Here is a 24,249-nt window from a genome sequence, read left to right as displayed (position 1 = left end):
TCGAGCGCGAGCTTTGTGGGCCCTTGCTCAGGTTTTACCTCAGTGCGGGCTCACCACCCGCACCTCGGCTTACTGCAGTTACAACGCTTTGTATCAGGTGCCGCTTTGCAGCAGCATGTTACGTACGTGACCGATTGCCTTGGTCGGATTCAGACCCTTCGGGCAAACGTTGACGCAGTTCATGATCCCGCGGCAGCGGAATACGCTGAACGGGTCATCCAGGGACGCCAGGCGCTCCTGGGTCTTGGTGTCACGGCTGTCGGCCAGAAAGCGGTAGGCCTGCAGCAGAGCGGCCGGGCCCAGGAACTTGTCTGGGTTCCACCAGAACGACGGGCAGGAGGTCGAGCAGCAAGCGCACAGGATGCACTCGTACAGACCGTCCAGCTTGTCGCGATCTTCCGGCGACTGCAGACGCTCGATGGCCGGAGCCGGCGTGTCGTTCTGCAGGAACGGCTTCACCTTCTCGTATTGCTTGTAGAAGATGCTCATGTCGACCACCAGGTCACGAATGACCGGCAGGCCTGGCAGCGGACGCAGAACCAGCTTGTTACCCTTGACCACGCCCGACAGTGGGGTGATGCAGGCCAGGCCGTTCTTGCCGTTCATGTTCATGCCATCGGAACCGCAAACGCCTTCACGGCAGGAGCGACGGTACGAGAAACCCTCGTCCTTCTCCTTGATCAGCGCCAGCACGTCCAGCACCATCAGGTCCTTGCCGCCGGTATCGACGTCGAACGACTCCATCTTGGGCGCCGAGTCGGTGTCCGGGTTGTAACGATAAACTTCGACTTTCAACATAGCAGCCACCCTTAGTAAGTCCGGACTTTTGGTTCGAAGGCTGGAACAGTCTTCGGCGCAAAGTTGACGCCACGCTTGGCGACGCGCTTCTCACCCGGGTAGTACAGGGTGTGGCACAGCCAGTTTTCGTCGTCACGGTCTTCGAAGTCTTCACGGGCGTGAGCGCCGCGGGACTCTTTACGGGCTTCGGCCGCAATGGCGGTCGCTTCGGCGACTTCCAGCAGGTTCTGCAGCTCCAGCGCTTCGATACGCGCGGTGTTGAAGGCCTGGGACTTGTCGTTGATCTTGACGTTGGCGATGCGCTCACGCAGGCCGGCCAGCTGCTCGATACCCTTCAGCATGTATTCGCCAGTACGGAATACACCGAAGTAGTTCTGCATGCAGCTTTGCAGCTCGCGCTTGAGGCTGGCAACGTCTTCGCCAGTGGAGCGCTCGTTGAGCTTGTTCAGACGGCTCAGGGCAACATCGATGTCGGTGTCGCTGGCGTCGAGGTGCTCGATGCCGTCGCTCAGCGCCTTCTCCAGGTGCAGGCCGGCAGCACGGCCGAACACCACCAGGTCGAGCAGCGAGTTGCCGCCCAGGCGGTTGGCACCGTGAACCGATACGCACGCCACTTCACCTACGGCGAACAGGCCAGGGATGATGTGATCCTTGCCTTCTTCGTCCATGGTGATGGCCTGGCCATGAATGTTGGTGGCAACGCCGCCCATCATGTAGTGGCAGGTTGGAACGACCGGAACCGGGGCGACCACCGGGTCGACGTGGGCGAAGGTCTTGGACAGCTCGCAGATGCCTGGCAGGCGGCTGTGCAGCACTTCCTCGCCCAGGTGGTCCAGCTTCAGCAGTACGTGGTCCTTGTTCGGGCCCACGCCGTTGCCGGCGATGATTTCCTTGACCATGGAACGGGCGACCACGTCGCGGCCGGCCAGGTCTTTCGCGTTCGGCGCATAACGCTCCATGAAGCGTTCGCCGTGGGCGTTGATCAGGTAGCCACCTTCACCGCGGCAGCCTTCGGTGACCAGTACACCGGCGCCGGCGATGCCGGTCGGGTGGAACTGCCACATTTCGATGTCCTGCACCGGAACGCCTGCACGCAGGGCCATGCCGATACCGTCACCGGTGTTGATCAGGGCGTTGGTGGTGGAGGCGTAGATACGACCGGCACCGCCAGTGGCCAGAACGGTGGCCTTGGACTTGATGTACATGGTTTCGCCGGTTTCGATGCAGATCGCGATCACGCCGACGAAAGCGCCTTCCTTGTTCTTCACCAGGTCAACGGCATAGTACTCGTTGAGGAAGGTGGTGCCTGCCTTCAGGTTGCCCTGGTACAGGGTGTGCAGCAGCGCGTGACCGGTACGGTCGGACGCAGCACAGGTACGGGCGGCCTGGCCACCTTTACCGAAGTCCTTGGACTGGCCACCGAACGGACGCTGGTAGATACGGCCGGTTTCGGTACGCGAGAACGGCAGACCCATGTGGTCCAGCTCGAAGACCGCAGCCGGGCCTTCCTGACACATGTACTCGATAGCGTCCTGGTCACCGATGTAGTCGGAACCCTTGACGGTATCGTACATGTGCCAGCGCCAGTCGTCGTTCGGGTCGGCCGAAGCGATGGCGCAGGTGATGCCGCCCTGGGCGGATACAGTGTGCGAACGGGTCGGGAAGACCTTGGTGACTACGGCAGTCTTGTGACCGCCCTGGGCCAGCTGCAGCGCTGCGCGCATGCCGGCGCCGCCGCCACCGATGATGATGGCGTCGAAGGAAATGGTTGGAATGCTAGCCATGGATCAGATACCCCAGAGAATCTGCACACCCCAGACGAAGTAAGCGAACATCGCAACGCCGCATACCGCCTGGAACAGGAAACGAATCGCAGTCGCCGACTTGCCGAACGACATTGGCGTCAGGTAGTCGGTGGCGATGGTCCACATGCCGACCCAGGCGTGAGCGCCCAGGGCAACGAGGGCCAGCAGACTGAAGATCCGCATCGCGTTGTTGGAGAACAGACCATGCCACTGGGTGTAGTCGATGCCTGGGTGGCAGACCACGTAGCCGATCAGGAAAATGAAGTAAGCCGCGAGAACGACCGCCGATACGCGCTGCGCCATCCAGTCATAGAGGCCCGAACGCGACAGGTTCGTGACATTGGTTACCATACCCAAACTCCCACCAGAACGATCAGCACCACGGAGATGACGATCACGATTTTCGAGCCCAGCTTGCCGCCTTCCAGCGTCTCACCGATACCCATGTCCATGATCAGGTGGCGTACACCTGCCACGAGGTGATAAAGCAGGGCGGACAGCAGGCCCCAGGTCACGAACTTGGCCAGCGGGCTGGTCAGACACGCCTTCACCTCACCGAAGCCTTCCTCGGAACCCAGCGACTTGCCCAGTGCATAAAGCATGATGGCAAGGCCGAGGAACAGGATGACGCCGGAGATACGGTGCAGAATGGACGTGTACGCAGTGACAGGAAGCTTGATGGTCCTTAGGTCTAGGTTTACAGGTCGTTGGCTTTTCACGGCTTTTTTCACACTGAAGAGCCCCTAGCGAATCAGGGCAAAGTTGTTGGTAAGTGTACTGGTCAGGTACCCACCACCCAGGGAACGGCGACCCCCAGCAGTTCGGGCTTGCAAGCCCCTGGGAGTCGGGTGCCGAGTATAGACAGTTAGGCTGCTTATGACAACGTGACGGGGTAGCCCAAATAGCGGATTGCCTTTAGTGAGCAAAAGGCGTAAATGGGCGAGAAATTCGTGAAAAATCAGGCCTTGAAGGCCGTTTCAACCAGCCTTTAGGCAAATTGACATTCGAATTTACTTCTCTATAGTGGTGCGGGCCCTGCGTGGGGGGCTGTCTGATGATTTCAAGCATTAATAGGAGGCCACATGGCTGACAAAAAAGCGCAGTTGGTCATCGAGGGCGCTGCCCCCGTCGAGCTGCCCATTTTAACCGGCACCGTTGGTCCTGATGTAATCGACGTCCGCGGGTTGGGGGCCACTGGTCACTTCACCTTCGACCCTGGTTTCATGGCGACCGCCTCGTGCGAGTCGAAGATCACCTACATCGATGGCGACAAGGGCGTGCTGCTGCACCGCGGCTACCCGATCGAACAGCTCGCCGAGAAATCGGATTACCTGGAAACCTGCTACCTGCTGCTCAACGGCGAACTGCCGAACGCCGAGCAGAAGGCCCAGTTCGTCAGCACCGTCAAGAACCACACCATGGTTCACGAGCAGCTGAAGTCCTTCTTCAACGGTTTCCGCCGCGACGCTCACCCAATGGCGGTGATGTGCGGCGTGGTCGGCGCCCTGTCGGCGTTCTACCACGACTCCCTGGACATCAATAACCCGCAACACCGCGAAATTTCCGCGGTGCGCCTGGTCGCCAAGATGCCGACCCTGGCCGCGATGGTTTACAAGTACTCCATGGGCCAGCCGATGATGTATCCGCGCAACGACCTGTCGTACGCGGAAAACTTCCTGCACATGATGTTCAACACGCCGTGCGAGATCAAACCGATCAGCCCGGTGCTGGCCAAGGCAATGGACCGGATCTTCATCCTCCACGCCGACCACGAGCAGAACGCTTCCACTTCCACCGTGCGCCTGGCGGGCTCCTCGGGTGCCAACCCGTTTGCCTGTATCGCCGCCGGTATCGCCGCACTGTGGGGCCCGGCCCACGGCGGTGCGAACGAAGCAGTCCTGACCATGCTCGATGAAATTGGCGATGTTTCGAACATCGACAAGTACATCGCCAAGGCCAAGGACAAGAACGATCCGTTCAAGCTCATGGGCTTCGGGCACCGCGTCTACAAGAACCGCGACCCGCGCGCCACCGTGATGAAGAAGACCTGCGACGAAGTCCTGGGCGAGCTGGGCATCAAGAACGATCCTCAGCTGGAACTGGCCATGCGCCTTGAAGAGATCGCCCTGACCGATCCGTACTTCATCGAGCGCTCGCTGTATCCGAACGTCGACTTCTACTCGGGCATCATCCTGAAGGCGATCGGCATTCCGACCAGCATGTTCACCGTGATCTTCGCCCTGGCACGCACTGTCGGCTGGATCTCGCACTGGAAAGAAATGCTCTCCAGCCCGTACAAGATCGGCCGCCCTCGCCAGCTTTACACCGGCGAACTGCAGCGCGACATCGTCGAGCTGAGGGACCGCAAGTAAGCTCTACGAGCCGAACGCAAAAAGGCTGCCCTCGGGCAGCCTTTTTTATTGCCAACTCAAAGCCGCGCAGTACTGAAGAAGCGGTCTTGTGTCGCGAAAGGGCCGCGAAGCGACTCCTGCTGGATCACGGCAAACCGATGATCCGGGGGTCGCTCAGCGATCCTTTCGCGACACAAGGCCGCCCCCCCCCACAAAGGCCGCAGCCCGCCTGAACCTCAGTTCTTCTCGGCCCGCTCGCGCAGCCCTTTCAGGGTATTGAAAGGCGCATCCACCACGAACTTGTTGGCCACCATCGCAGGCACGCTACCACCTGGCTCGGTGTGCACCTGATAGGTCACCTCGGTGCCATCACCCTTGGGCACCAGCTTCCAGAAGCCCTGCACCTTCGCCACCCGCACAAAGCCCTTTTCTTCCGGAATGTAGGTCGGCTCTTCGACCAGATTGCGGGTCAGGCTGCCGTCAGCCCCCTTGACGGTGGTGATATGCAACACGGAATCACGCGGCGTCACCGGCCACGGCGTATTGAACTGGGTATAGGTCCAGCTCTGGTCACCTTCATGCTTGAGCAGCTTCTGCGACTTGCACTCATGTATCCAGGCACAGGCCCCCGCCACGTCCTCCTGCAGCGCCTGGACCTTGGCCAGCGGCGCCTTGATCAGGGTCACGCCCTGGTAAGCCTTGTACTTGGAGCCCGGCACCTCACTCAGCGAGACCTTGATCCCCTCTTCGTCCTTGGCCACCTGCCAGTTTTCGGCCCAGGCAGCCGGCGCCAGCAGGGCACCCATGCCACACAGCAGTGCAATACGCTTGAACGATCTCATCATGTTTATCCTTGTTGTCGAAGATCCAGCCTCTCACGCCGCCGTTATCTGCTCCCACCAGCCAAGAATCCTGATCGCCTCGTCGCGGTCACTGCCGCACACCTCGATATCCGCCTTGAAACCACCGCACACCGCCGGCCGCTCGGGCTTGCCGAACAAGTCGCAGAGATTTTCTGCAGTCAGGTGCAAGCAGCGCTCGCCCGCCGGCTTGCCTTGAGGCATGCGCGGCATCGCCGAGCTGATGGACGGGGCGATGCAGCAGGCACCACAACCCTCACGACAATTCATGACTAAATCAGGACCCCCTGAAGCAAAACGGGACGAACGCCCCTGGATAGTAACCGCTCAAACAGATGTTTGAAATTGCTGGCCCAATGAAATCTGCCGTGACCCGGCAGTCAGTTGGACCTGCTCAGTTGCGGAACTCGAAATCGATTGCAGCACCTTCCACATCGCGGCGGCTATCGTTGCGCAGCTGCAGCTGCATCTCGTTGCTGATCAAGCGACCATTGAGCTGAAACGGGCTGTCGCTGGTTTCGGGCTTTTCCGTGAACATGGCGGGCAGCAAAGGTTTGCGGCGAGTCGAAGCATCGCCCACCTCAGGCTCGAGGTTCTTCACCATGTCGGTCGGCAGGCTCAGGTCCAGCTTGGCTTTGGGCAAAGACTGCGAGACTGCCTTGCTGACCGGCTTGGGCTTGGCTTTAGACTTGGCCTTGCTGCTCACCGGCTTGGCCTTTGCTGCAGGCTTTGCTGGCGCCTTGCCCTTGGCCTTGTCGTGCCCCGCCTGCACCTGGACAGCTGGCTGCGCAGCCTGAACCACACCACAAGGCAGGCAGAACGGGGCAATACAGATTATCAGGGCAGCACTTCGCAACAGATTCATGGACATCGACAGACAGGTGGAATTGTAAAAGTGCGTATGCTCTCTGTTCCACCCGTTGCTGGCAAGCCTACAAAAGTGAGGGCTGCGATTCTCTGCACAATTGCTGGGCCAACAGCCCCAGCGTGATAACTGCCCTTTCGGCCTCCTTGTTCCAAGGAATGCCACAGTTGAGCCGTATGCAGTGGTTGAACTGCTCGGTGTTACTGAAGATCAGCCCGGGCGCGATACTGATGCCCTGCTCCAGCGCGCGCACATGCAACTCCTGGGTATTGACCCGCCCTGGCAGGCTGACCCAGAGGATGAAGCCGCCGGTTGGCCGCGTCATCTGGGTACCCTCCGGGAAGTGCTGCTGCACCGCCAGCTGGTAGGCACTGAGGTTCTTGCGGTACTCCTGGCGGATATAGCGCAGGTGCCGGTCATAACCACCGTTCTCCAGGTACGCCGCCACGCCCATCTGCGTCACACTGCACGCCGAGTGGGTGGTAAAGGTCTGCAGGCGCTGAATTTCATCCTGATAACGCCCCGCCACCATCCAGCCGACGCGCACCCCAGGCGAAAGGGTCTTGGAAAAGCTCGAGCAGTAGATGACCCGGTCCAACCGGTCGAAGGCCTTGAGCGCCTTGGTCTTGCCCTGCTCGAACATCAACTCGCCATAGATATCGTCTTCGACGATCTGGATATCGAAGTCCGATGCCAGGCGCAGCAACTGCTTCTGCCGCTCTTCAGGCACGGTGCCACCCAGCGGGTTGCTCAAGCGCGTGGTCAGCACCAAGGCCTTGATCGACCATTGATTGGCCGCCAGTTGCAAGGCTTCGAGACTGATGCCGGTGGACGGGTCACTGGGGATCTCGATCACCTTCAACCCCAAGAGGTCGGCCAGCTGCAGAAGCCCATAGTACGTCGGCGACTCGGCCGCGATCAGGTCACCCGGGCGGGTCAACACCCGCAGCGACATCTGCAACGCATCGACACAGCCATGGGTGACGATCACTTCACGCGGGTCGACCAGCACGCCAGCATCACGCATGCGGATGGCGATCTGCCGACGCAACGGCTCGAAGCCGGGGCTGAACATGTAGCTGAAGGCACGTGGACTGTGAAAGCGGGTGACCTTGGCGATCTGTTGATGCAGGGCGCGCACCGGCAGATAGTCGACGTGCGGCACGGCGGCGCCGAATGGGAACACGCCATCGCGACGCGCCTCGGTCAGTACCTGCTGGATGATGCTGGCACGCGTCACCAGGCCAGGGCGCTCGACCCGGGCAATATCCGGCGTCTGCGCAGTCAGGGCAGGCGTCTGGTGCACGTAGTAGCCCGACTGCGGCCGGGCACGAATCAGGCCCTGATCCTCGAGATTGGCATAGGCCTGCAACACCGTGGCATGGCTGACGTTAAGCTGGGCGCTCATCTTGCGCACGGACGGCACGCGCTCGCCTGGCTGGTAGACACCGCGACGGATGTCATCGGCCAGTTGCTGGGCGATACGCTGGTACAGCAGCAGGTTGGTCATGGGGCAGTCTCGGCACGCGGGCGGGCTCGTTGTTCTTGTACGACACACTGACGGTAGAGCATACCGTAACAGTTGCAAAGTGTACTGGGACAGATGGCAAGGCAGTCAACAATAGAGTTGTGTGACACCTGTCTAAACAATTAACCCGAGGCCGCACAGCGGCCCCGTTTCCCGATGCTCAGCGGGCCGGTGCGAGTTTGCCCTTGTCGTCCGAAAAGACGATCTCAACCCGGCGGTTCTGCGCCCTGCCCCGCTCCGAGGCATTGGCCTCGATCGGATACTGATCGCCATAACCTTCGACTTGCAGGCGCTTCTCATCGATGCCCAGGTCGACCAGCATGTCGGCCACCGACTGGGCACGATCCCGCGACAACTTGAGATTGTCTTCAGGCGCACCCGTGCTGTCGGTATAACCTTCGATCCGCACCACGCGACGCGGGTTGAGCTGAAGGAACTGCACCAGCTTGAGCACGGTGCGGCTAGCCGAGTTCTTCAGGTCGGCACTGCCGGTGTCGAACAGCACATCGCTCAACGTCATCACCAGGCCTCGGTCTGCCTGCTCGGAGGCCAGCGCCGCAATCTGGCTTTCCAGCCATTTACCCTGCTGCTGCACACTGTCCAGCTTGGCCTCACGCAGAGCCAGTTGCAGGCGCTGGCGTTCGAGGTCGAGCTTGGCCCGACGCTCCTCGTTCAGCGCCAGCTTGGCGTGCTCGCTGGCGATCTCGCTGTAGCGCTGGCTCAGGTAGGCATAATGACGTACGTCGCTGCCTGTGCCGATGTAGCTGGACAGGCGCTCGGCGCGGGACAGCGACTCACCGGCACGGATCACATCACGCGGGGCACTGCGCAGCACGTCGGCATCGTCCTTGACCTTCTGGAAGGCCGCGGTCGCGTCATCCAGCGCCGCCGAGCTGCGCTGGCTGGCACAACCCTGCAGGCCGGCCGTCAGCACCAGCAGCGCCAATGCGGCTTTCGCATTGAAGCGCATCATGGCTGCACCTCCAGCTGCTTGCGCAGGCGCTTGACCCGCGACTGCAGCAACTGAAGTTGCTCTTCGCTTTTCTGGTTCAGCACCTGCGCCTCGGCCAGGCGTGCGTCCAGCTCGGCCTGCTCAGCACGCATGCGCGCATCACGGTAGTCCTCGGTCAGCATGTTGGTTTTGGCCCGAGCAAACTTGTCTTCAGCCAGTTTCAGCGCCTCGACCTGGTCGGTGGCACCAACTGCCTTGGCTTGCTCCAGCGCCTGCTCGGAAATTCGCATCTGCTCATTGGGCGCCGGGTCGCTGGCGCAGCCAGCCAGGCCGAGCATGGCCACGGCTAGGATCAGGGATTGGGTTCTCACGCACTCTTCCTAATGTTTTGGGGCATCCGCCTGCACGTGCATCTGCGCTTTCCAACGCTCGACATTACGTTGCAGCACGGCTTCGGACGCACCGGAGATCGGCAATTCTGTCAGCTTTTTTGCCAGTTGCCCACGCAACCACGCGTCATTGCAGGCTGAATTGTGCGACACGGCCAAGTACAAGCCAGGGCGGTCCACTGGCAAGCCGCGCGCGATGAGGTTGTTGCTCATGCCCAGGCTCTGGGTCATGGCCATGCCTGAATAGCGCCCGGCCAACACATAGTCGACCTGGCCCAGCACCAGCTTCTGGAAGGCCTGGGTGAGGTTTTGCGCCGGCACCAGCTTGAGCTGAGCCTTGGCGAAGGCAGTGAACGCAGGGGTCAGGCGCGCGCGCTCGGACAGGCTGCCCTGATACCTGGCCAGGTCAGCCGGGCCATCGAACTCGAGCGCGGCGTCATGGCGAGTCCAGACCAGGTATTCATTGAGCTGCAGGGGTGGATGGATGTAGTCCAGCGCAGTCAGTTGCTCCACGTGCATGGGGGTATCGAGCAGCAGGTCCATGCGCCCGCTGCGCACCTCTTCCAGCGCCTGATCACGCCGACCAGCACTGAGCACCTCGACTTTCACCCCCAGCTCGCCGAGAACCTGGCGCAGCAGGTCGACATTGGCGCCGATCAGGTGTTTCGGGTCACTTGGGTCCTGCCAGGAGTATGGCGGTGCGTCCGGGCTGCCAGTCGCCACAAGGCGCTCGCACTTGCCTGCCGCCATCACCATTGGCGACAACAGCGCCACCATGCATGCCAGCACCCTGCCCGCTTCGCGCAACACCATCCTTTACTCCTTGCCCGGCAACAAAAAAGCCCGGCCCTCAGTGCGAGGGCCGGGCTTCTTTATAAGTGAAGCAGGCGAATCAGACCAGCTTTTCCAGCTCTGGAACGGCTTCGAACAGGTCTGCGACCAGGCCGTAATCGGCTACCTGGAAGATCGGCGCTTCTTCGTCCTTGTTGATCGCGACGATCACCTTGGAATCCTTCATGCCGGCCAGGTGCTGGATCGCGCCGGAGATACCGACGGCGATGTACAGCTGAGGCGCAACGATCTTGCCGGTCTGGCCGACCTGCATATCGTTCGGTACGAAGCCTGCGTCGACCGCGGCGCGCGAGGCACCAACGGCGGCGCCGAGTTTGTCGGCCAGGCTGTACAGGTGCTTGAAATTGTCACCGTTGCCCATGCCACGGCCGCCGGAAACGACGATCTTGGCAGCGGTCAGCTCTGGGCGGTCGGACTTGGCCAGCTCTTCGCCAACGAAGGCCGAGATACCGGCGTTGTGCGCAGCAGCCACCGCTTCGACGGCAGCAGAGCCACCTTCGGCGGCCACGGCGTCGAAGCCGGTGGTACGCACGGTGATGACCTTGATGGCCGCGCTCGATTGCACGGTGGCAATGGCGTTACCGGCGTAGATCGGGCGCTTGAAGGTGTCGGCGGACTCGACCGAGATGATCTCGGAGATCTGGTCCACGTCCAGCAGCGCGGCAACGCGCGGCAGGATGTTCTTGCCGTTGGTGGTAGCCGGGGCCAGCACGTGGCTGTAGCCCTTTGCCAGCTCGACGATCAGCGGCGCGACGTTTTCCGGCAGCACGTGGGCATAGGCGGCGTTATCGGCCACCAGCACCTTGGCCACGCCGGCGATCTTGGCAGCGGATTCGGCGACGCCACCGACGTTCTGGCCAGCGACCAGCACGTGCACATCACCACCAATCTTGGCGGCAGCGGCGACAGTGTTCAGGGTGGCCGGGGCTACGGCACCGGCTTCGTATTCAGCGACAACCAGGATAGTCATTTAGATTACCTTCGCTTCGTTCTTCAGCTTCTCGACCAGTTCGGCCACCGATTTGACCTTGATGCCAGCGCTGCGAGCAGCCGGGGCTTCGACTTTCAGGGTCTTGGTGGTGGAGGCCAGGGAAACGCCCAGCGCGTCTGGCGTAACGGTTTCCAGCGGTTTCTTCTTGGCCTTCATGATGTTCGGCAGCGACGCGTAGCGTGGCTCGTTCAGGCGCAGGTCGGTGGTGACGATGGCGGGCAGGTTCAGCGATACGGTCTGCAGGCCGCCGTCGATTTCACGGGTGACGTTCAGCTTATCGCCAGCCACTTCCACCTTGGAGGCGAAGGTGCCTTGCGCGTAACCGGTCAGCGCAGCCAGCATCTGGCCGGTCTGGTTGTTATCGCTGTCGATGGCCTGCTTGCCGAGGATGACCAGCTGTGGCTGCTCTTTGTCGACAACGGCTTTCAGCGCCTTGGCCACGGCCAGGGAATTCAGCTCGTCAGCGGCTTCGACCAGGATGGCGCGGTCGGCACCCAGGGCCAGGGCAGTACGCAGCTGCTCCTGGGCAGTGGTCGGCCCGACGGAGACGACGACGATCTCGGTCGCGACGCCCTTTTCCTTCAGGCGTACGGCTTCTTCCACGGCGATTTCGCAGAAGGGGTTCATGGACATTTTGACGTTAGCAAGGTCGACGCCGGAGTTGTCCGCCTTGACGCGAACCTTGACGTTGTAGTCGACCACTCGTTTGACAGCTACAAGAACCTTCATGGATTCCTCGTTACTCTCCGGTGAATAGATAGTCGCCTGGGGCTGGGCCCGGCGATGCGCGTGGGTACAAGGGCACCTCTAAAAACGTACCGGGAGGGGCGAACTTCATGGTGACCGAACAGTCTTGTCGCGACTGTTGCGGCAAATACCCACGGGTCATTTTCTGTCGTGGCGTGTAAACTCCACTACAAACCGGCCAAAAGCCGCAAAACCCTGCTCCACACCTGGTCTTTAGAGGTGTACCTGCGCCCGGCTGCAAGCCTACGGCGAACGTAAAACCGCTCGTATCTTGACCGTAACACCCAATCCGGTCAATACGGCAAATCGGTCACCCTCCAGCCGTGTTCCTGTGATTTTACTGGGCTCCGGCAAATTCAAACAAACGTTTGTATTGGACCCGCCAAGTGGTGTAGATATAATGCGCGCCAAGACAAAACGGTGTAGTCCGCCCATTGCGTAGCTACAGTTTCGCGCCAGTGAAGCGCCCCGCACGCAAGCACCCATAAGACAAAGCAACAGCACGAGCCTTGATGAGTAGGAGAGAACCTGTGGAACGCGAATACATGGAATTCGACGTGGTCATCGTCGGCGCAGGCCCCGCGGGCCTGTCCGCCGCCTGCCGCCTGAAGCAGAAGGCCGCCGAAGCCGGTAGCGAGATCAGCGTCTGCGTGGTGGAAAAAGGCTCCGAAGTAGGTGCTCATATTCTTTCCGGCGCGGTCTTCGAACCCCGCGCCCTGAACGAGCTGTTCCCAGACTGGAAAGAGCTCGGCGCGCCGCTCAACACGGAAGTGAAGCGCGACGATATCTATGTGCTCAAGGACGCAGGCAGCTCGACCAAGGTCCCGGACCTGTTCGTGCCCAAGACCATGCACAACCACGGCAACTACATCATCTCCCTGGGTAACCTGTGCCGCTGGCTGGCCCAGCAGGCCGAGAACCTGGGCGTGGAAATCTACCCTGGCTTCGCGGCCCAGGAAGCGCTGTTCGATGAAAACGGCGTGGTGCGCGGCATCGTCACCGGCGACCTCGGCGTCGACCGTGAAGGCAACCCGAAGGACGGCCTGTACACCCCGGGCATGGAACTGCGCGCCAAGTACACCCTGTTCGCCGAAGGCTGCCGTGGCCATATCGGCAAGCAGCTGATCAAGCGCTTCGACCTCGACAGCGAATCCGACGTCCAGCACTACGGCATCGGCCTCAAGGAAATCTGGGAAATCGACCCGGCCAAGCACGAGCAGGGCCTGGTGGTGCACACCGCTGGCTGGCCGCTGGACGTGGTAGCCAAGGACAACACCGGCGGTTCGTTCCTCTATCACCTGGAAAACAACCAGGTGGTGGTCGGCCTGATCGTCGACCTGTCCTACGCCAACCCGTACCTGTCGCCGTTCGACGAATTCCAGCGCCTCAAGCACCACCCGGTGATGAGCCAGTATCTCGAAGGCGGCAAGCGCATCAGCTACGGTGCCCGCGCCATCTGCAAGGGCGGCCTGAACTCGCTGCCGAAGATGGTCTTCAACGGCGGCGCACTGATCGGCTGTGACCTCGGCACCTTGAACTTCTCCAAGATCAAGGGCAGCCACACCGCGATGAAGTCCGGCATGCTCGCTGCCGAAGCGGTCGCCGACGCACTGATCGCCGGCAGCGAGGGCGGCGACCAGCTCAACGGCTACGTCAGCGCCTTCAAGGCCAGCTGGCTGTACGAAGAACTGTTCGCCAGCCGCAACTTCGGCCCAGCACTGCACAAGTTCGGCCCGCTGCTCGGTGGCGCGTTCAACTATGTCGACCAGAACTGGTTCGGCGGCAAGCTGCCCTTCACCCTGCACGACACCAAGCCCGACTACGCCTGCCTCAAGCTCGCGGCAGAGTCGAAGAAGATCGATTATCCGAAACCGGACGGCAAACTCAGCTTCGACAAGCTCAGCTCGGTATTCCTCTCCAGCACCAACCACGAAGAGGAACAACCCTGCCACCTGAAGCTGACCGACCCGAACGTGCCGATCGCCAGCAACTTGCCGCTGTACGACGAGCCGGCCCAGCGCTATTGCCCGGCGGGCGTGTACGAAGTAGTCAGCCAGGAAGACGGCAGCAAGCGCTTCCAGATCAACGCGCAGAACTGCGTGCACTGCAAGACTTGCGACATCAAGGACCCGGCCCAGAACATCACCTGGGTCACCCCTGAAGGCGCCGGCGGGCCGAACTACCCGAACATGTAAGGCCACTGTCCCTCGCCGCAACAAAAAGCCCCCGGTTCGAGTGAGCCGGGGGCTTTTTGTATCGGCTGCCGCTATTTTTCAGCGCACATGATCGGCATCGGCTCGGCGCCAAACGTCAACGGCTCACGGCGCCCGAAATACAAGCCGGTCATCAGCCCCACCATACCCATGATCAGACAGAAGCCGACACACACCCACGGGCTCCACGGCATCAGCGCGATCAAGGCCAGCGGCGTGGTGCTGGCCCAAAGCGCGTAAGCCACGTTGTACGTGAAGGAAATCCCCGAAACGCGGATCTCGGCCGGGAACAGCCCGACCATCACCGACGGCACCACACCGACAACGCCACAGGCTAGCCCGGCCATGGCATAGGCCAGCCAGGTCATGCCCCACTGCCCCACCAGGCTGGCGTAAAGCGCACCGATGCCCAGCGGCAGCAGCAGGCTGTAGATCATCAGTGCGCGCCAGGCACCCAGGCGGTCGACCAGCAACCCGGCCAGCACGCAGCCGATATTGAGGAAGACGATGCCCACGCTGCTCAGGGCGAAGGTATGCCCCGCCGTCATGCCAAAGCGTTGCTGCATCACGGTCGGGGTAATCACCACCAGCACCACTACCGCAGAAGTCAGCACGCAGGTCAGCAGTGCCGCCGGGATCAACGCCGAACGGTACTCGCCCAACACCCGCCGCAGCGGAAACTGCACCGGCCGCTCCTGACGCTCGCGCAGGGCCAGGAACACCGGAGTCTCGCTGAGCCAGCGGCGCAACCACACACCCATCACGCCGAACACCCCACCGAGCAGGAACGGGTAACGCCAGGCGTAATCGAGAATCTCCTGCGGCGTGAACACTTGCGCCAGCAGTGTCGCCGTCAGTGCGCCCAGCAGGTAGCCAAAGGTCAGCCCCGCCTGCAGGAAGCCCAGTGCATAGCCACGACGCCCGTTTGGCGCATGCTCGGCGACGAAGGTCCAGGCGCTCGGCACTTCACCGCCCACCGCAGCACCCTGCAGGATGCGCAGCGCCAGCAGGATCAACGGTGCCGCATAGCCAATGTCGGCATAGGTCGGCATCACCCCGATCAGCAGGCACGGCAAGGCCATCATCAGGATGCTCAGGCTGAACACCCGCTTGCGCCCGAGGTGGTCGGCAAAATGGGCCATCAGGATGCCGCCCAGCGGCCGCGCCAGGTAGCCGGTAACGAAGATGCCGAAGCTCTGCAACAGACGCAGCCACTCGGGCATTTCCGGCGGGAAGAACAGCTGGCTGAGGGTCAGGGCAAAGAACACGAAGATGATGAAATCATAGATTTCCAGCGCGCCGCCCAGTGCCGCCAGGCCCAAGGTCCGGTGGTCGCCGCGGCTGAACCGGGGCGGGCGAACGGTATCGATGGCAGTCATGGCAGAAGTCCGCAGATCGGCAAAAGGCTAGAGGATAACAAATGCCCGCCACCTTGCCCCATCCGAGCCACTAACGGCTGAAGACGGTATGGCCGAAATTTCTCGGTTTGCGCGCATGAACGGCGCCAGAAGCAAGCCCGGAAGGCAGGGCTATCGTGCCAACCAGCACTGGGCTGTCAATGATCGCCATGAAGCACTGCAACGCATCGTTGTCGGGCACCTGCGGCAAGCTCACGCTGACGGCCTGACGCTCGGTCTGCGGCACCACAGGCACTTTCAAGTGGTGCGAATGGTAAAGCAGGGCATGCTGGATCTGCGTACTGACCCGGCAAAAACGCGCCAGATCGACGCCAGCATGGCTGGCCAGTTCGATGTTGCCCAGCAGCAGGTTGAACGGTTGCAATGCGCACTGCACCAGGCGCTGCAACTCTTCAAAAGATTCGACCGGGGCAATCCGGTAATAACCAAGGCCATTGAGTAGTTTTTCCAGCTGCAGGCGCTGCTGCGGGTGCTCATCGGCAATCAGGATGCGCAGGGTCTTGTTTGTCATTGTCGGACCTGGCCCGTCAGGTGAATTAGGGAAAGCTCCCTGACCAAACTGCGCCAGAAACAGGCAACCGCCAGGGCTGCACCTGGAGGGGTCAATCTAGATAGTTGTCGGGAAACCGGGAGAAATCAAGTGGCCATCACACAGAATTTTCACTTGCCCTTCACCCCACGTTCAGGACTCCCACTGACGCATGCGCACACGGCAATGCTTCATGGCATTGACGATGTGCTTTTCCACCAGGCTGCGGGAGATACCGAGGCGCTCTGCGATCTGCTGGTGTGACAGGCCATCGATCTTGCGCAACAGAAAGCAGTCCCGGCAAACCTTGCTCAGTTCATCCAGGGCCTTTTGCATCAAGGCCAGACGCTGATCGAGCTGCATGTCCTGCTGCAATTCTGCACTGAGAAAGCGCCCGTCGGCATCCAGCGCATCCAGTGATTCGGCCTGGCGAACCTGATGGCGCCGGTGCCTGTCGATCACCAGGTTGAGCGCAGTACGGTAGAGGAACGCTCGCGGATGCTCGATCTGCCCGCTGGCGGTACGCTCCAGCACCCGCAGATAGGCATCATGGGCAACGTCCTCCGCAGCCTGGCGATTGCCCAGGCGCGCACTAAGGAAGCTCACCAGTTCGCGATAGTAATGTTCCACAACAGCACCTGAAATCGTCCTTGCAACCCACGTGCGGGACTGAGTGACACCGGGCTGTGATAGTACAAATTATAACTATTCTCAGCAACACACCCTCCACCCGCTCATTCAGGCTAAATCCGCCCGGCCAGCCTTCGTTTATCTGGGACTTCGATGCGCACCACGATTGGCGGCGCGTGACCACTACCCAGGCTGGAAGTCCGCATGAGCCGTTCAACCTCACCCCGTCGCCGGTTCACCCTCGCTGCCGCGGGCCTGCTGAGCCTGGGCTGCCTGCTGGCCTGGCAAACCCTGCCCTTCGGCGCGCAACCGCTCGGTACCGTCACGGTCACACGGGCAGACATCGAAAGCAGCGTGACAGCCCTGGGCACCTTGCAGCCCAGGCGTTACGTGGATGTAGGCGCCCAGGCCTCCGGGCAGATCCGCAAACTGCACGTGGAAGCGGGCGACCCGGTGCGCCAGGGGCAACTGCTGGTCGAGATCGACCCCTCCACCCAGCAGGCACGGCTGGATGCCGGGCGCTTCTCGATCGACAACCTCAAGGCCCAGCTCGCCGAACAGCGCGCGCAATTCGAACTGGCCAGCCAGCAACTCAAGCGCCAGCGCGATCTTGCCGCCGCTGGCGCCACCCGTGATGAAGACGTACAGGCCGCTGCTGCACAGCTCAAGGTGACCCAGGCGCGTATCGACATGTTCCAGGCCCAGATTCGCCAGGCCCAGGCCAGCCTGCGCAGCGACGAGGCGGAACTGGGCTACACGCGCATCTATGCGCCGATGGACGGCACGGTGGTTGCCGTGGACGCCCGCGAGGGCCAGACCCTAAATGCCCAGCAACGCACCCCGCTGATCCTGCGCATCGCCAAACTGTCGCCCATGACCGTATGGGCGCAAGTTTCCGAAGCCGACATCGGCAAGGTCAAGCCGGGCATGACCGCCTATTTCACCACGCTGTCCAGTGGCAAGCGCCGCTGGAGCAGCACCGTGCGGCAAATTCTGCCGATCCCGCCCAAGCCACTCGAGCAGACCAGCCAGGGCGGCGGCAGCCCGGCCAACGCCGGCAGTACCGGCAACCAAGTGGTGCAGTACACCGTGCTGCTGGATGTCGACAACCCGGATGGCGCCTTGATGGCCGACATGACCACCCAGGTGTTCTTCGTTGCAGGCCAGGCCAGCCAGGTGCTGACCGTGCCACTTGCCGCGCTGGACAACAATGGCAGCCTGTTCACGGCGCGAGTGCTCGACCCACACGGCAAGGTGGTGCAGCGCCAGGTGCGCACCGGCCTCAGTGACCGCCTGCGGGTTCAGGTGCTGGACGGGCTCAGCGAAGGTGAACAACTGCTGATGGGCGCCCCCAGCGCCAGCGGAGGCTGAATGAGCGCGCCGCTGATCGAGCTGGTCGATATCCGCAAATCCTACGGCGGCCAGGACAGCCCCAAGGTCGATGTGTTGCGCGGCATCAGCCTGAGCATCCACCCCGGGGAGTTCGTCGCCATCGTCGGGGCCTCCGGGTCGGGCAAATCTACCTTGATGAACATACTCGGCTGCCTGGATCGCCCGACTTCGGGCAGCTACCGCTTCGCCGGCAAGAACGTGGCCGATCTGGGTAACGACGAACTGGCCTGGCTGCGCCGTGAGGCGTTTGGCTTCGTATTCCAGGGCTACCACCTGATCCCGTCAGGCTCGGCCCAGGAAAACGTCGAAATGCCGGCCATTTATGCCGGCACTCCCGCCAGTGAACGGCATGCCCGCGCCGCCGCCCTGCTCGCCCGCCTGGGCCTGGCCAGCCGCAGCGCAAACCGCCCGCACCAGCTTTCGGGTGGCCAGCAACAGCGGGTGTCGATCGCCCGGGCGCTGATGAACGGTGGCCATATCATCCTTGCCGACGAACCCACCGGTGCGCTCGACAGCCACAGCGGCACCGAAGTCATGGCACTGCTCGACGAACTGGCCAGCCAAGGCCACGTGGTCATCCTGATCACCCACGACCACAAGGTGGCGGCGCGGGCACAGCGGGTAATCGAGATCCGCGACGGCCAGGTGATCAGCGACACCGCGACCGACCAGGCGCCCAACCTTCCCCACCAAGGGCTGCAGGCCGATGACCTGCGCCAGCGCCTGGACCGCGGCGCAACCCTGCGCGGCGCCTGGAAAGGCGAGCTGATCGACGCCCTGCAAGCCGCCTGGCGGGTGATGTGGGTGAACCGCTTTCGCACCGCCCTGACCCTGCTCGGGATCATCATCGGGGTAGCCTCGGTGGTGGTCATGCTGGCCGTCGGCGAAGGCAGCAAGCGCCAGGTGATGGCGCAGATGGCCGCCTTCGGATCGAACATCCTCTACCTCAACGGCAAACCCGCCACACTGGGCGAACCTGCCGGCACCATTACCCTCGACGACGTCGCCGCCATCGGCCAACTGCCGCAGGTCAGGCAGATCATGCCGGTGCTGGGCGAAAAGGTGATGGTGCGCCACGGCAACAACAGCCAGCGTTTCTACGTGGGTGGCAACAACAACCAGTTCCCGCTGATCTTCAACTGGCCGGCAGTCGAAGGGGCGTTCTTCACCGATGCCGACGACGCCAGTGGCGCAGCGGTGGCCGTGATCGGCCAGAAGGTCCGGGAGAAGATGCTCGAACCTGACCGCAACCCGCTGGGCCAGTACATCCTGATCGGCAATGTGCCGTTCCAGGTCATTGGCATTCTCGCCGGCAAAGGCGCGAGTTCCGGCGACCAGGATGCCGATGGGCGCATCGTGGTGCCCTACTCGGCAGCGGCGATCCGTCTGTTCGGCCAGCGCGACCCCGACTACGTCACCATCGCTGCTGTCGACGCCGCGCGGGTCGATGAAACCGAAGCTGCTGTCGACCGCCTGCTGCGCCAGCGCCACCACGGCCGTCACGATTTCGAACTGACCAACTCGGCCGCGCTGATCCAGGCCGAGGCCCGCACCCAGAACAGCCTGTCGCTGATGCTCGGGGCGATTGCCGCGATCTCGCTGCTGGTCGGTGGCATCGGGGTGATGAACATCATGCTCATGACCGTGCGCGAGCGCACCCGCGAAATCGGCATCCGCATGGCTACCGGTGCACGGCAGCGCGACATTCTGCGCCAGTTCCTCAGCGAGGCGGTGATGCTGTCGATGGTCGGCGGCATGGCCGGAATCGGCCTGGCCCTGCTGATCGGCGGCACATTGATGCTGGGCAAGGTTGCCGTGGCTTTCACTCTGCCTGCCATGCTCGGTGCCTTCTCCTGCGCCGTTCTCACCGGCGTCGCGTTCGGCTTCATGCCAGCCCGCAAAGCCGCCCGACTCGACCCGGTCAAAGCCCTCACCAGCGAATAGCCCATGACCCTGCCAAGCCGCATCAGCCTGTTGTCCCTGTGCCTGGGCCTCGCCGCCTGCAGCCTGCCGTCGGCGCCACCCAGCGGCATCTCGGCCCCTACAGCCTGGCAAGGCGCAGCCGCCCAGGCCACTGCCAGCTGGCCTTCAACCCAGTGGTGGCTGGCCTTCGACAGCGCCGAACTGGACCGCCTGGTCGAACGTGCCCGGAACAATGCCCACGACCTCGCCGCCGCCACGGCGCGCGTGCGCCAGGCCCAGGCACGGGCAGTGATCGCCGGCGCGCCACTGCTGCCGGAGCTCAGGCTTGAACTCGACGGCAGCCGCCAGCGCCTGCTGCATGGCGAGGGCTATGACCAGCTTGATGTCAGCAAGTACGAACCGACCAGCACGTCGTTCGGCATGCAGCTGGTCGCCCGCTACGAGATCGACTTCTGGGGTGGCCTGCGCGCTGCCCGTGCAAGCGCCCTGCACAGCCTCGACGCCAGCCGCTTCGATCGCCAGACCGTCGAATTGACCCTGGTCAGCAGCGTGGCCAACAGTTACCTGCAGGGCCTGGCCCTGGAAGAACAACTGCGCATCGCGCGCCTCAACCTGCGTAACGCCCGTGATGTCCTGGCCTTGGTCGAAACTCGTCAGCGCGCAGGTTCCGCGACACGCCTGGAACTGGCCCAGCAACGCAGCCTGGTGGCCGCCCAGCAGCGGCAAGTGCCGCTGCTCGAACAGCAGTGGCAAGACAACCGCGTTACCCTGGCCACACTGCTTGGCGACCCAGTCCAGGCCCTGCCCACCACAAGCGAAGCCCTGCAGGCTGTAAATTGGCCGCAGATTGGCAGCGGCATACCCAGCGAGCTGCTGACCCGTCGCCCAGACATCGCCGCCGCCGAATCACGCCTGGCCGCCGCCAACGCCAATGTCCTGGTGGCCAGGGCCGCCCTGCTGCCCAAAGTGACCTTGGGTGCCAACATCGGCACCGGTGCACGCACCTTCGCCGAGGTGTTCGACAGCTCCTACTACACCCTGACCTCCGGCCTGGTCGCACCGATATTCAATAATGGCCGGCTGCGAGCAGCACAGAAGTTGGCCGAAGCCGAGCAGGACGAGTTGCTGGAAAGCTACCGCAGCAGCATCCTGGCCGGCTTCGCCGATGTCGAGAAGGCCCTGAATGCCATCCACGGCGTCGAACAGCAGCGCCAATGGCAGGACCAGGAGGTCGAACAGGCGCGCCTGGCCTTCGACCTGGCCCAACGGCGCTACGCAGCCGGCGCCGAAACCCTGCTGAGCGTACTCGAAACCCAGCGCACGCTCTATCTCGCCCAGGACCAGCAGGCCCAGTTGCGCCTGGCTCGCCTGCAGGGCAGCGTGGCGCTTTACAAAGCGTTGGGGGGTGGCTGGCAGCTCGCGAACACGGATCAGGGTTAATTCGCCACACTGGCAGCTCGTTCATAAGGAAAGCCGCTTGCAAGAGGATTTCCCCATGACCCGCTCCGCCAGCATGCTCAAGGCTTGGCAACAAGGCCTGCGCCGCCTGGTTCAGGGCCAATCGCCAGGCGCCCGCGCCTACCGCGCGTTCGAACTGGTTCTGGCTCGGCGCATCCGCCTCAGCCCATCGTTCGCTCGCCTGGTGTTCACCGGCCCGGATGTCGACTTCATGCACACCTTGGCGCCGGACCAGCGCGTAAAACTGCTGTTTCCTGCACCAGACGGTTCATTGCCAACCCTGCCCCACGACGTCCACTGGAAGACTGCGCACAGCGCACTGCCCGCCGAACAGCGCCCACCCATGCGCACCTACACCATCCGCGCCTTGCGCCCGGGTGCGTTGGAAGTCGACGTGGACTTTGTACTTCACGGGGTCAATGGGCCGGCCTCGGCCTGGGCAACCCATGCCCAGGAGGGCGACCGGCTGCTGATGGTGGCGCCGAACCTGGCCCACGCCGGCGACCCCGGCGGCTATGAGTGGAAGCCGCCACAAGGTACCCGCCATGTGCTGCTGATCGGCGACGAAACGGCATTGCCCGCCATTGCCGGTATTCTCGAAGCGCTGGCCGAGGAACAGCCCGAACTGGCCGTGGAAGCCTTCATCGAAGTCCCTCAGGAAGCTGATTGCCTGCCCCTGCGCCACAGCGCCAACACTCGCCTGCACTGGCTGCCCCGGGAGCTGCTGCGCTGCGACCATGGCCAGGCCATGCAGCACGCCATGCGCGAACTGGCCAGCCTGCCACCGGAAAGCGCGTTCTACGCCTGGGTGGCCGGGGAGTCTGCGACGGTGCTGGATATTCGCCGTTACCTGACCAAACAGCGCGGGCTGGCGCGTGAAAGCCTGATGACGATGGGGTATTGGCGCCTGGGTGAAACCTGCGACTGAGCAGGCCGAACGAAAGGGCCGCAGCGCGGCCCTCCCGGAATCAAACGGCCGCAGCCAGCGCTTGAGCAAAGCGCTGCGCCACTTCGTCCACCTGCTGTGCGCTGATGATCAGCGGCGGCAGGAAGCGCACCACGGCGCCATGGCGCCCACCCAATTCGAGAATCAGGCCACGCTTTAGGCATTCGCGCTGGACTTTTGGTGCCAGCACCCGATTGGCGGGCGGGTGGCCCAATGCATCGGGTTGCCCCTGCGGGTCGACCAGTTCCACCCCAAGCATCAAGCCACGGCCACGGATATCGCCCAGTTGTGGGTAATCCCGCTGTAGCCGCTGCAGGTGCTCGCGCAAACGCTGGCCCATGGCCTCGGCATGTTCGGCCAGGCGATGCTCGACCAGGTAATCGATTACCGCCGAACCGGCGGCCATGGCCATCTGATTACCGCGGAAGGTGCCGGCGTGGGCGCCTGGCTTCCAGGTATCCAGCCAGTCGCGGTACACCACCACCGCCAGTGGCAGGCTGCCGCCAATGGCCTTGGACAAGGTGACCACGTCCGGCACGATGCCAGCATGCTCGAAGGCGAACATCCGCCCGGTGCGGGCAAAGCCGCTCTGGATCTCGTCGACGATCAGCGCCACACCGGCCTGCTCGGTGATACGCCGCACGCCTTTGAGCCACTCGATGTCGGCCGGAATTACGCCGCCCTCACCCTGCACCACTTCAAGAATCACCGCCGCCGGCAGCGGCACGCCGCTTTCCGGGTCCAGCAGCAGGTTTTCCAGGTAATGCAGGTTGGCCTTGACCCCGGCTTCGCCACCAAGGCCGAACGGGCAGCGGTAGTCATAAGGGTACGGCATGAACTGCACGCCATTGCTCAGCAGCGCACCCAGCGGCTGCTTGGGGCCGTGGCTGCCCATCAGGCTCAGCGCACCTTGGCTCATGCCATGGTAGGCGCCTTGGAAGGCCAGCACGGTACTGCGCCCGGTGGCACCGCGCACCAGCTTGAGCGCTGCCTCCACTGCATCGGTGCCGGTTGGCCCGCAAAACTGCACCTTGGCTTCGCGGCGCAGGGCTTCGGGCAGGATGCCGAACAGGTCCTGGACGAAGCGGTCCTTGACCGGCGTGGTCAGGTCCAGGGTATGCAGCGGCAGTTCGTCGGCCAATACGCGCTGGATTGCTTCGATCACCACCGGGTGGTTGTGGCCCAGAGCCAAGGTACCAGCGCCGGCCAGGCAATCGATGAATTGGCGGCCTTCAACGTCTTCTACATAGATGCCATGTGCGCGTTTGAGCGCCAGCGGGATGCGCCGGGGGTAGCTGCGGGCATTGGACTCCTGTTGCTGCTGGCGTTGCAGCAGCGCAGATTCGCTGAATTCGTACAGAGGGTGCGGCGCGCCGGCCGGCAGGACCTGGGCAAGGCTGGTAGCGGTGGACATGGGTAAATCCTCGCAAGCAAGCGAATGGGCAGTTATCGCTTGGAAAACGCTTGAGTGCGGGGAGGATTTAGCTGTTGTTGCGGGATTTTGCTGTACCTGTACCGGCCCTTTCGCGGGTAAACCCGCTCCCACAGATGTTGCATGGACTTCCAGCCCTGTGCAGTACCTGTGGGAGCGGGTTTACCCGC

At 62.7% G+C, this 24,249-nt stretch carries 23 protein-coding genes; 6 read left to right on the top strand and 17 right to left on the bottom strand.

Annotated elements, in window-relative coordinates:
• Positions 1–93 precede the first annotated feature (93 nt).
• From H040_RS26215 to sdhC, 4 genes are read right to left on the bottom strand one after another with little or no spacing between them, the layout of a single operon-like run.
• The gene (locus H040_RS26215) at positions 94–798 is read right to left on the bottom strand and encodes a succinate dehydrogenase iron-sulfur subunit (RefSeq protein ID WP_012315348.1); all 705 of its coding nucleotides are present in this window, start codon (positions 796–798) and stop codon (positions 94–96) included.
• Positions 799–809: 11 nt separating this feature from the next.
• Positions 810–2,582 carry a succinate dehydrogenase flavoprotein subunit gene (gene sdhA / locus H040_RS26210; protein WP_027921321.1) on the bottom strand — a complete coding sequence of 591 codons (1,773 nt, stop codon included), beginning with the start codon at positions 2,580–2,582 and terminating at the stop codon, positions 810–812.
• Positions 2,583–2,585: 3 nt separating this feature from the next.
• Positions 2,586–2,954: a succinate dehydrogenase, hydrophobic membrane anchor protein gene (sdhD, locus tag H040_RS26205; RefSeq protein WP_027921320.1), complete on the bottom strand. Its 369-nt coding sequence runs from the start codon at positions 2,952–2,954 to the stop codon at positions 2,586–2,588.
• Positions 2,948–3,334 carry a succinate dehydrogenase, cytochrome b556 subunit gene (sdhC, locus tag H040_RS26200; protein ID WP_012315350.1) on the bottom strand — a complete coding sequence of 129 codons (387 nt, stop codon included), beginning with the start codon at positions 3,332–3,334 and terminating at the stop codon, positions 2,948–2,950. Before sdhC ends, sdhD begins: the two co-directional genes overlap by 7 nt.
• A 351-nt stretch (positions 3,335–3,685) precedes the next feature.
• On the opposite strand from sdhC, the gene gltA reads away from it, so the two are divergent.
• Positions 3,686–4,975 (top strand): citrate synthase, encoded by a 1,290-nt coding sequence (gltA, locus tag H040_RS26195; RefSeq protein WP_027921319.1) that lies wholly within the window; start codon positions 3,686–3,688, stop codon positions 4,973–4,975.
• Positions 4,976–5,190: 215 nt separating this feature from the next.
• Here gltA and H040_RS26190 read toward each other — a convergent pair whose 3' ends face one another.
• The 9 genes from H040_RS26190 to H040_RS26150 form a co-directional block, all read right to left on the bottom strand.
• Complete coding sequence (locus tag H040_RS26190) at positions 5,191–5,796, bottom strand: START domain-containing protein (protein ID WP_027921318.1); 606 nt, start codon at positions 5,794–5,796, stop codon at positions 5,191–5,193.
• 33 nt (positions 5,797–5,829) lie between these two features.
• Positions 5,830–6,084 carry a YkgJ family cysteine cluster protein gene (locus tag H040_RS26185; RefSeq protein WP_027921317.1) on the bottom strand — a complete coding sequence of 85 codons (255 nt, stop codon included), beginning with the start codon at positions 6,082–6,084 and terminating at the stop codon, positions 5,830–5,832.
• A 124-nt stretch (positions 6,085–6,208) separates the two neighbouring features.
• On the bottom strand, positions 6,209–6,679 hold the full coding sequence (locus H040_RS26180) for a hypothetical protein (protein ID WP_027921316.1): 471 nt from the start codon (positions 6,677–6,679) through the stop codon (positions 6,209–6,211).
• Between the two features lie 67 nt (positions 6,680–6,746).
• A complete protein-coding gene (locus H040_RS26175) occupies positions 6,747–8,189 on the bottom strand; it encodes an aminotransferase-like domain-containing protein (RefSeq protein ID WP_027921315.1) in 1,443 nt (480 codons plus the stop codon).
• A 178-nt stretch (positions 8,190–8,367) separates the two neighbouring features.
• Positions 8,368–9,180 carry an OmpA family protein gene (locus tag H040_RS26170; protein WP_027921314.1) on the bottom strand — a complete coding sequence of 271 codons (813 nt, stop codon included), beginning with the start codon at positions 9,178–9,180 and terminating at the stop codon, positions 8,368–8,370.
• Positions 9,177–9,530 (bottom strand): DUF4398 domain-containing protein, encoded by a 354-nt coding sequence (locus H040_RS26165; RefSeq protein ID WP_027921313.1) that lies wholly within the window; start codon positions 9,528–9,530, stop codon positions 9,177–9,179. Before H040_RS26165 ends, H040_RS26170 begins: the two co-directional genes overlap by 4 nt.
• A 9-nt stretch (positions 9,531–9,539) precedes the next feature.
• On the bottom strand, positions 9,540–10,361 hold the full coding sequence (locus tag H040_RS26160) for a substrate-binding periplasmic protein (protein ID WP_027921312.1): 822 nt from the start codon (positions 10,359–10,361) through the stop codon (positions 9,540–9,542).
• 79 nt (positions 10,362–10,440) lie between these two features.
• A complete protein-coding gene (locus H040_RS26155) occupies positions 10,441–11,370 on the bottom strand; it encodes an electron transfer flavoprotein subunit alpha/FixB family protein (RefSeq protein WP_027921311.1) in 930 nt (309 codons plus the stop codon).
• Positions 11,371–12,120, bottom strand: coding sequence for an electron transfer flavoprotein subunit beta/FixA family protein (locus tag H040_RS26150; RefSeq protein WP_027921310.1), 750 nt, complete (start codon positions 12,118–12,120; stop codon positions 11,371–11,373).
• 530 nt (positions 12,121–12,650) lie between these two features.
• On the opposite strand from H040_RS26150, the gene H040_RS26145 reads away from it, so the two are divergent.
• Positions 12,651–14,333 (top strand): electron transfer flavoprotein-ubiquinone oxidoreductase, encoded by a 1,683-nt coding sequence (locus tag H040_RS26145; RefSeq protein WP_081784363.1) that lies wholly within the window; start codon positions 12,651–12,653, stop codon positions 14,331–14,333.
• Positions 14,334–14,404: 71 nt separating this feature from the next.
• Here the strand turns inward: H040_RS26145 and H040_RS26140 are convergent, their stop codons facing one another.
• The 3 genes from H040_RS26140 to H040_RS26130 all read right to left on the bottom strand — a co-directional run bounded on the left by H040_RS26140 (position 14,405) and on the right by H040_RS26130 (position 16,928).
• On the bottom strand, positions 14,405–15,730 hold the full coding sequence (locus tag H040_RS26140; RefSeq protein ID WP_027921308.1) for an MFS transporter: 1,326 nt from the start codon (positions 15,728–15,730) through the stop codon (positions 14,405–14,407).
• A gap of 70 nt (positions 15,731–15,800) precedes the next feature.
• A complete protein-coding gene (locus H040_RS26135; protein WP_027921307.1) occupies positions 15,801–16,280 on the bottom strand; it encodes a response regulator in 480 nt (159 codons plus the stop codon).
• A gap of 171 nt (positions 16,281–16,451) precedes the next feature.
• Positions 16,452–16,928 carry a sigma-70 family RNA polymerase sigma factor gene (locus H040_RS26130; protein WP_027921306.1) on the bottom strand — a complete coding sequence of 159 codons (477 nt, stop codon included), beginning with the start codon at positions 16,926–16,928 and terminating at the stop codon, positions 16,452–16,454.
• 204 nt (positions 16,929–17,132) lie between these two features.
• Between H040_RS26130 and H040_RS26125 the strand changes: the two genes are divergently transcribed.
• Genes H040_RS26125 through H040_RS26110 form a run of 4 tightly spaced genes read left to right on the top strand, consistent with a single transcriptional unit; the run spans position 17,133 to position 22,629 of the window.
• Positions 17,133–18,299 (top strand): efflux RND transporter periplasmic adaptor subunit, encoded by a 1,167-nt coding sequence (locus H040_RS26125; protein WP_027921305.1) that lies wholly within the window; start codon positions 17,133–17,135, stop codon positions 18,297–18,299.
• The gene (locus H040_RS26120) at positions 18,300–20,264 is read left to right on the top strand and encodes a MacB family efflux pump subunit (RefSeq protein WP_027921304.1); all 1,965 of its coding nucleotides are present in this window, start codon (positions 18,300–18,302) and stop codon (positions 20,262–20,264) included.
• Positions 20,265–20,267: 3 nt separating this feature from the next.
• The gene (locus tag H040_RS26115) at positions 20,268–21,683 is read left to right on the top strand and encodes an efflux transporter outer membrane subunit (RefSeq protein WP_027921303.1); all 1,416 of its coding nucleotides are present in this window, start codon (positions 20,268–20,270) and stop codon (positions 21,681–21,683) included.
• Between the two features lie 55 nt (positions 21,684–21,738).
• A complete protein-coding gene (locus tag H040_RS26110; RefSeq protein ID WP_027921302.1) occupies positions 21,739–22,629 on the top strand; it encodes a siderophore-interacting protein in 891 nt (296 codons plus the stop codon).
• Between the two features lie 40 nt (positions 22,630–22,669).
• Here the strand turns inward: H040_RS26110 and H040_RS26105 are convergent, their stop codons facing one another.
• Positions 22,670–24,061 carry an aspartate aminotransferase family protein gene (locus H040_RS26105; RefSeq protein WP_027921301.1) on the bottom strand — a complete coding sequence of 464 codons (1,392 nt, stop codon included), beginning with the start codon at positions 24,059–24,061 and terminating at the stop codon, positions 22,670–22,672.
• Positions 24,062–24,249: the final 188 nt, after the last annotated feature.

Source organism: Pseudomonas sp. URMO17WK12:I7 (assembly GCF_003269045.1).
Classification (GTDB): domain Bacteria; phylum Pseudomonadota; class Gammaproteobacteria; order Pseudomonadales; family Pseudomonadaceae; genus Aquipseudomonas; species Aquipseudomonas putida_J.
Note: the sequence above shows the minus strand (reverse complement) of the source record. Positions and strands in the feature narration are given on the sequence as shown.

Excerpts from the sequence above, each read along its gene's own strand:
- H040_RS26140 (WP_027921308.1), bottom strand. The coding sequence starts at position 15,730 with ATGACTGCCATCGATACCGTTCGCCCGCCCCGGTTCAGCCGCGGCGAC.
- H040_RS26150 (WP_027921310.1), bottom strand. The coding sequence starts at position 12,120 with ATGAAGGTTCTTGTAGCTGTCAAACGAGTGGTCGACTACAACGTCAAG.
- H040_RS26135 (WP_027921307.1), bottom strand. The coding sequence starts at position 16,280 with ATGACAAACAAGACCCTGCGCATCCTGATTGCCGATGAGCACCCGCAG.
- sdhD (WP_027921320.1), bottom strand. The coding sequence starts at position 2,954 with ATGGTAACCAATGTCACGAACCTGTCGCGTTCGGGCCTCTATGACTGG.
- H040_RS26145 (WP_081784363.1), top strand. The coding sequence starts at position 12,651 with ATGAGTAGGAGAGAACCTGTGGAACGCGAATACATGGAATTCGACGTG.
- H040_RS26175 (WP_027921315.1), bottom strand. The coding sequence starts at position 8,189 with ATGACCAACCTGCTGCTGTACCAGCGTATCGCCCAGCAACTGGCCGAT.
- H040_RS26185 (WP_027921317.1), bottom strand. The coding sequence starts at position 6,084 with ATGAATTGTCGTGAGGGTTGTGGTGCCTGCTGCATCGCCCCGTCCATC.
- sdhA (WP_027921321.1), bottom strand. The coding sequence starts at position 2,582 with ATGGCTAGCATTCCAACCATTTCCTTCGACGCCATCATCATCGGTGGC.
- H040_RS26115 (WP_027921303.1), top strand. The coding sequence starts at position 20,268 with ATGACCCTGCCAAGCCGCATCAGCCTGTTGTCCCTGTGCCTGGGCCTC.
- H040_RS26160 (WP_027921312.1), bottom strand. The coding sequence starts at position 10,361 with ATGGTGTTGCGCGAAGCGGGCAGGGTGCTGGCATGCATGGTGGCGCTG.
- H040_RS26125 (WP_027921305.1), top strand. The coding sequence starts at position 17,133 with ATGAGCCGTTCAACCTCACCCCGTCGCCGGTTCACCCTCGCTGCCGCG.
- H040_RS26110 (WP_027921302.1), top strand. The coding sequence starts at position 21,739 with ATGACCCGCTCCGCCAGCATGCTCAAGGCTTGGCAACAAGGCCTGCGC.
- H040_RS26190 (WP_027921318.1), bottom strand. The coding sequence starts at position 5,796 with ATGAGATCGTTCAAGCGTATTGCACTGCTGTGTGGCATGGGTGCCCTG.
- H040_RS26180 (WP_027921316.1), bottom strand. The coding sequence starts at position 6,679 with ATGAATCTGTTGCGAAGTGCTGCCCTGATAATCTGTATTGCCCCGTTC.
- H040_RS26215 (WP_012315348.1), bottom strand. The coding sequence starts at position 798 with ATGTTGAAAGTCGAAGTTTATCGTTACAACCCGGACACCGACTCGGCG.
- gltA (WP_027921319.1), top strand. The coding sequence starts at position 3,686 with ATGGCTGACAAAAAAGCGCAGTTGGTCATCGAGGGCGCTGCCCCCGTC.
- H040_RS26155 (WP_027921311.1), bottom strand. The coding sequence starts at position 11,370 with ATGACTATCCTGGTTGTCGCTGAATACGAAGCCGGTGCCGTAGCCCCG.
- H040_RS26105 (WP_027921301.1), bottom strand. The coding sequence starts at position 24,061 with ATGTCCACCGCTACCAGCCTTGCCCAGGTCCTGCCGGCCGGCGCGCCG.
- H040_RS26120 (WP_027921304.1), top strand. The coding sequence starts at position 18,300 with ATGAGCGCGCCGCTGATCGAGCTGGTCGATATCCGCAAATCCTACGGC.
- H040_RS26170 (WP_027921314.1), bottom strand. The coding sequence starts at position 9,180 with ATGATGCGCTTCAATGCGAAAGCCGCATTGGCGCTGCTGGTGCTGACG.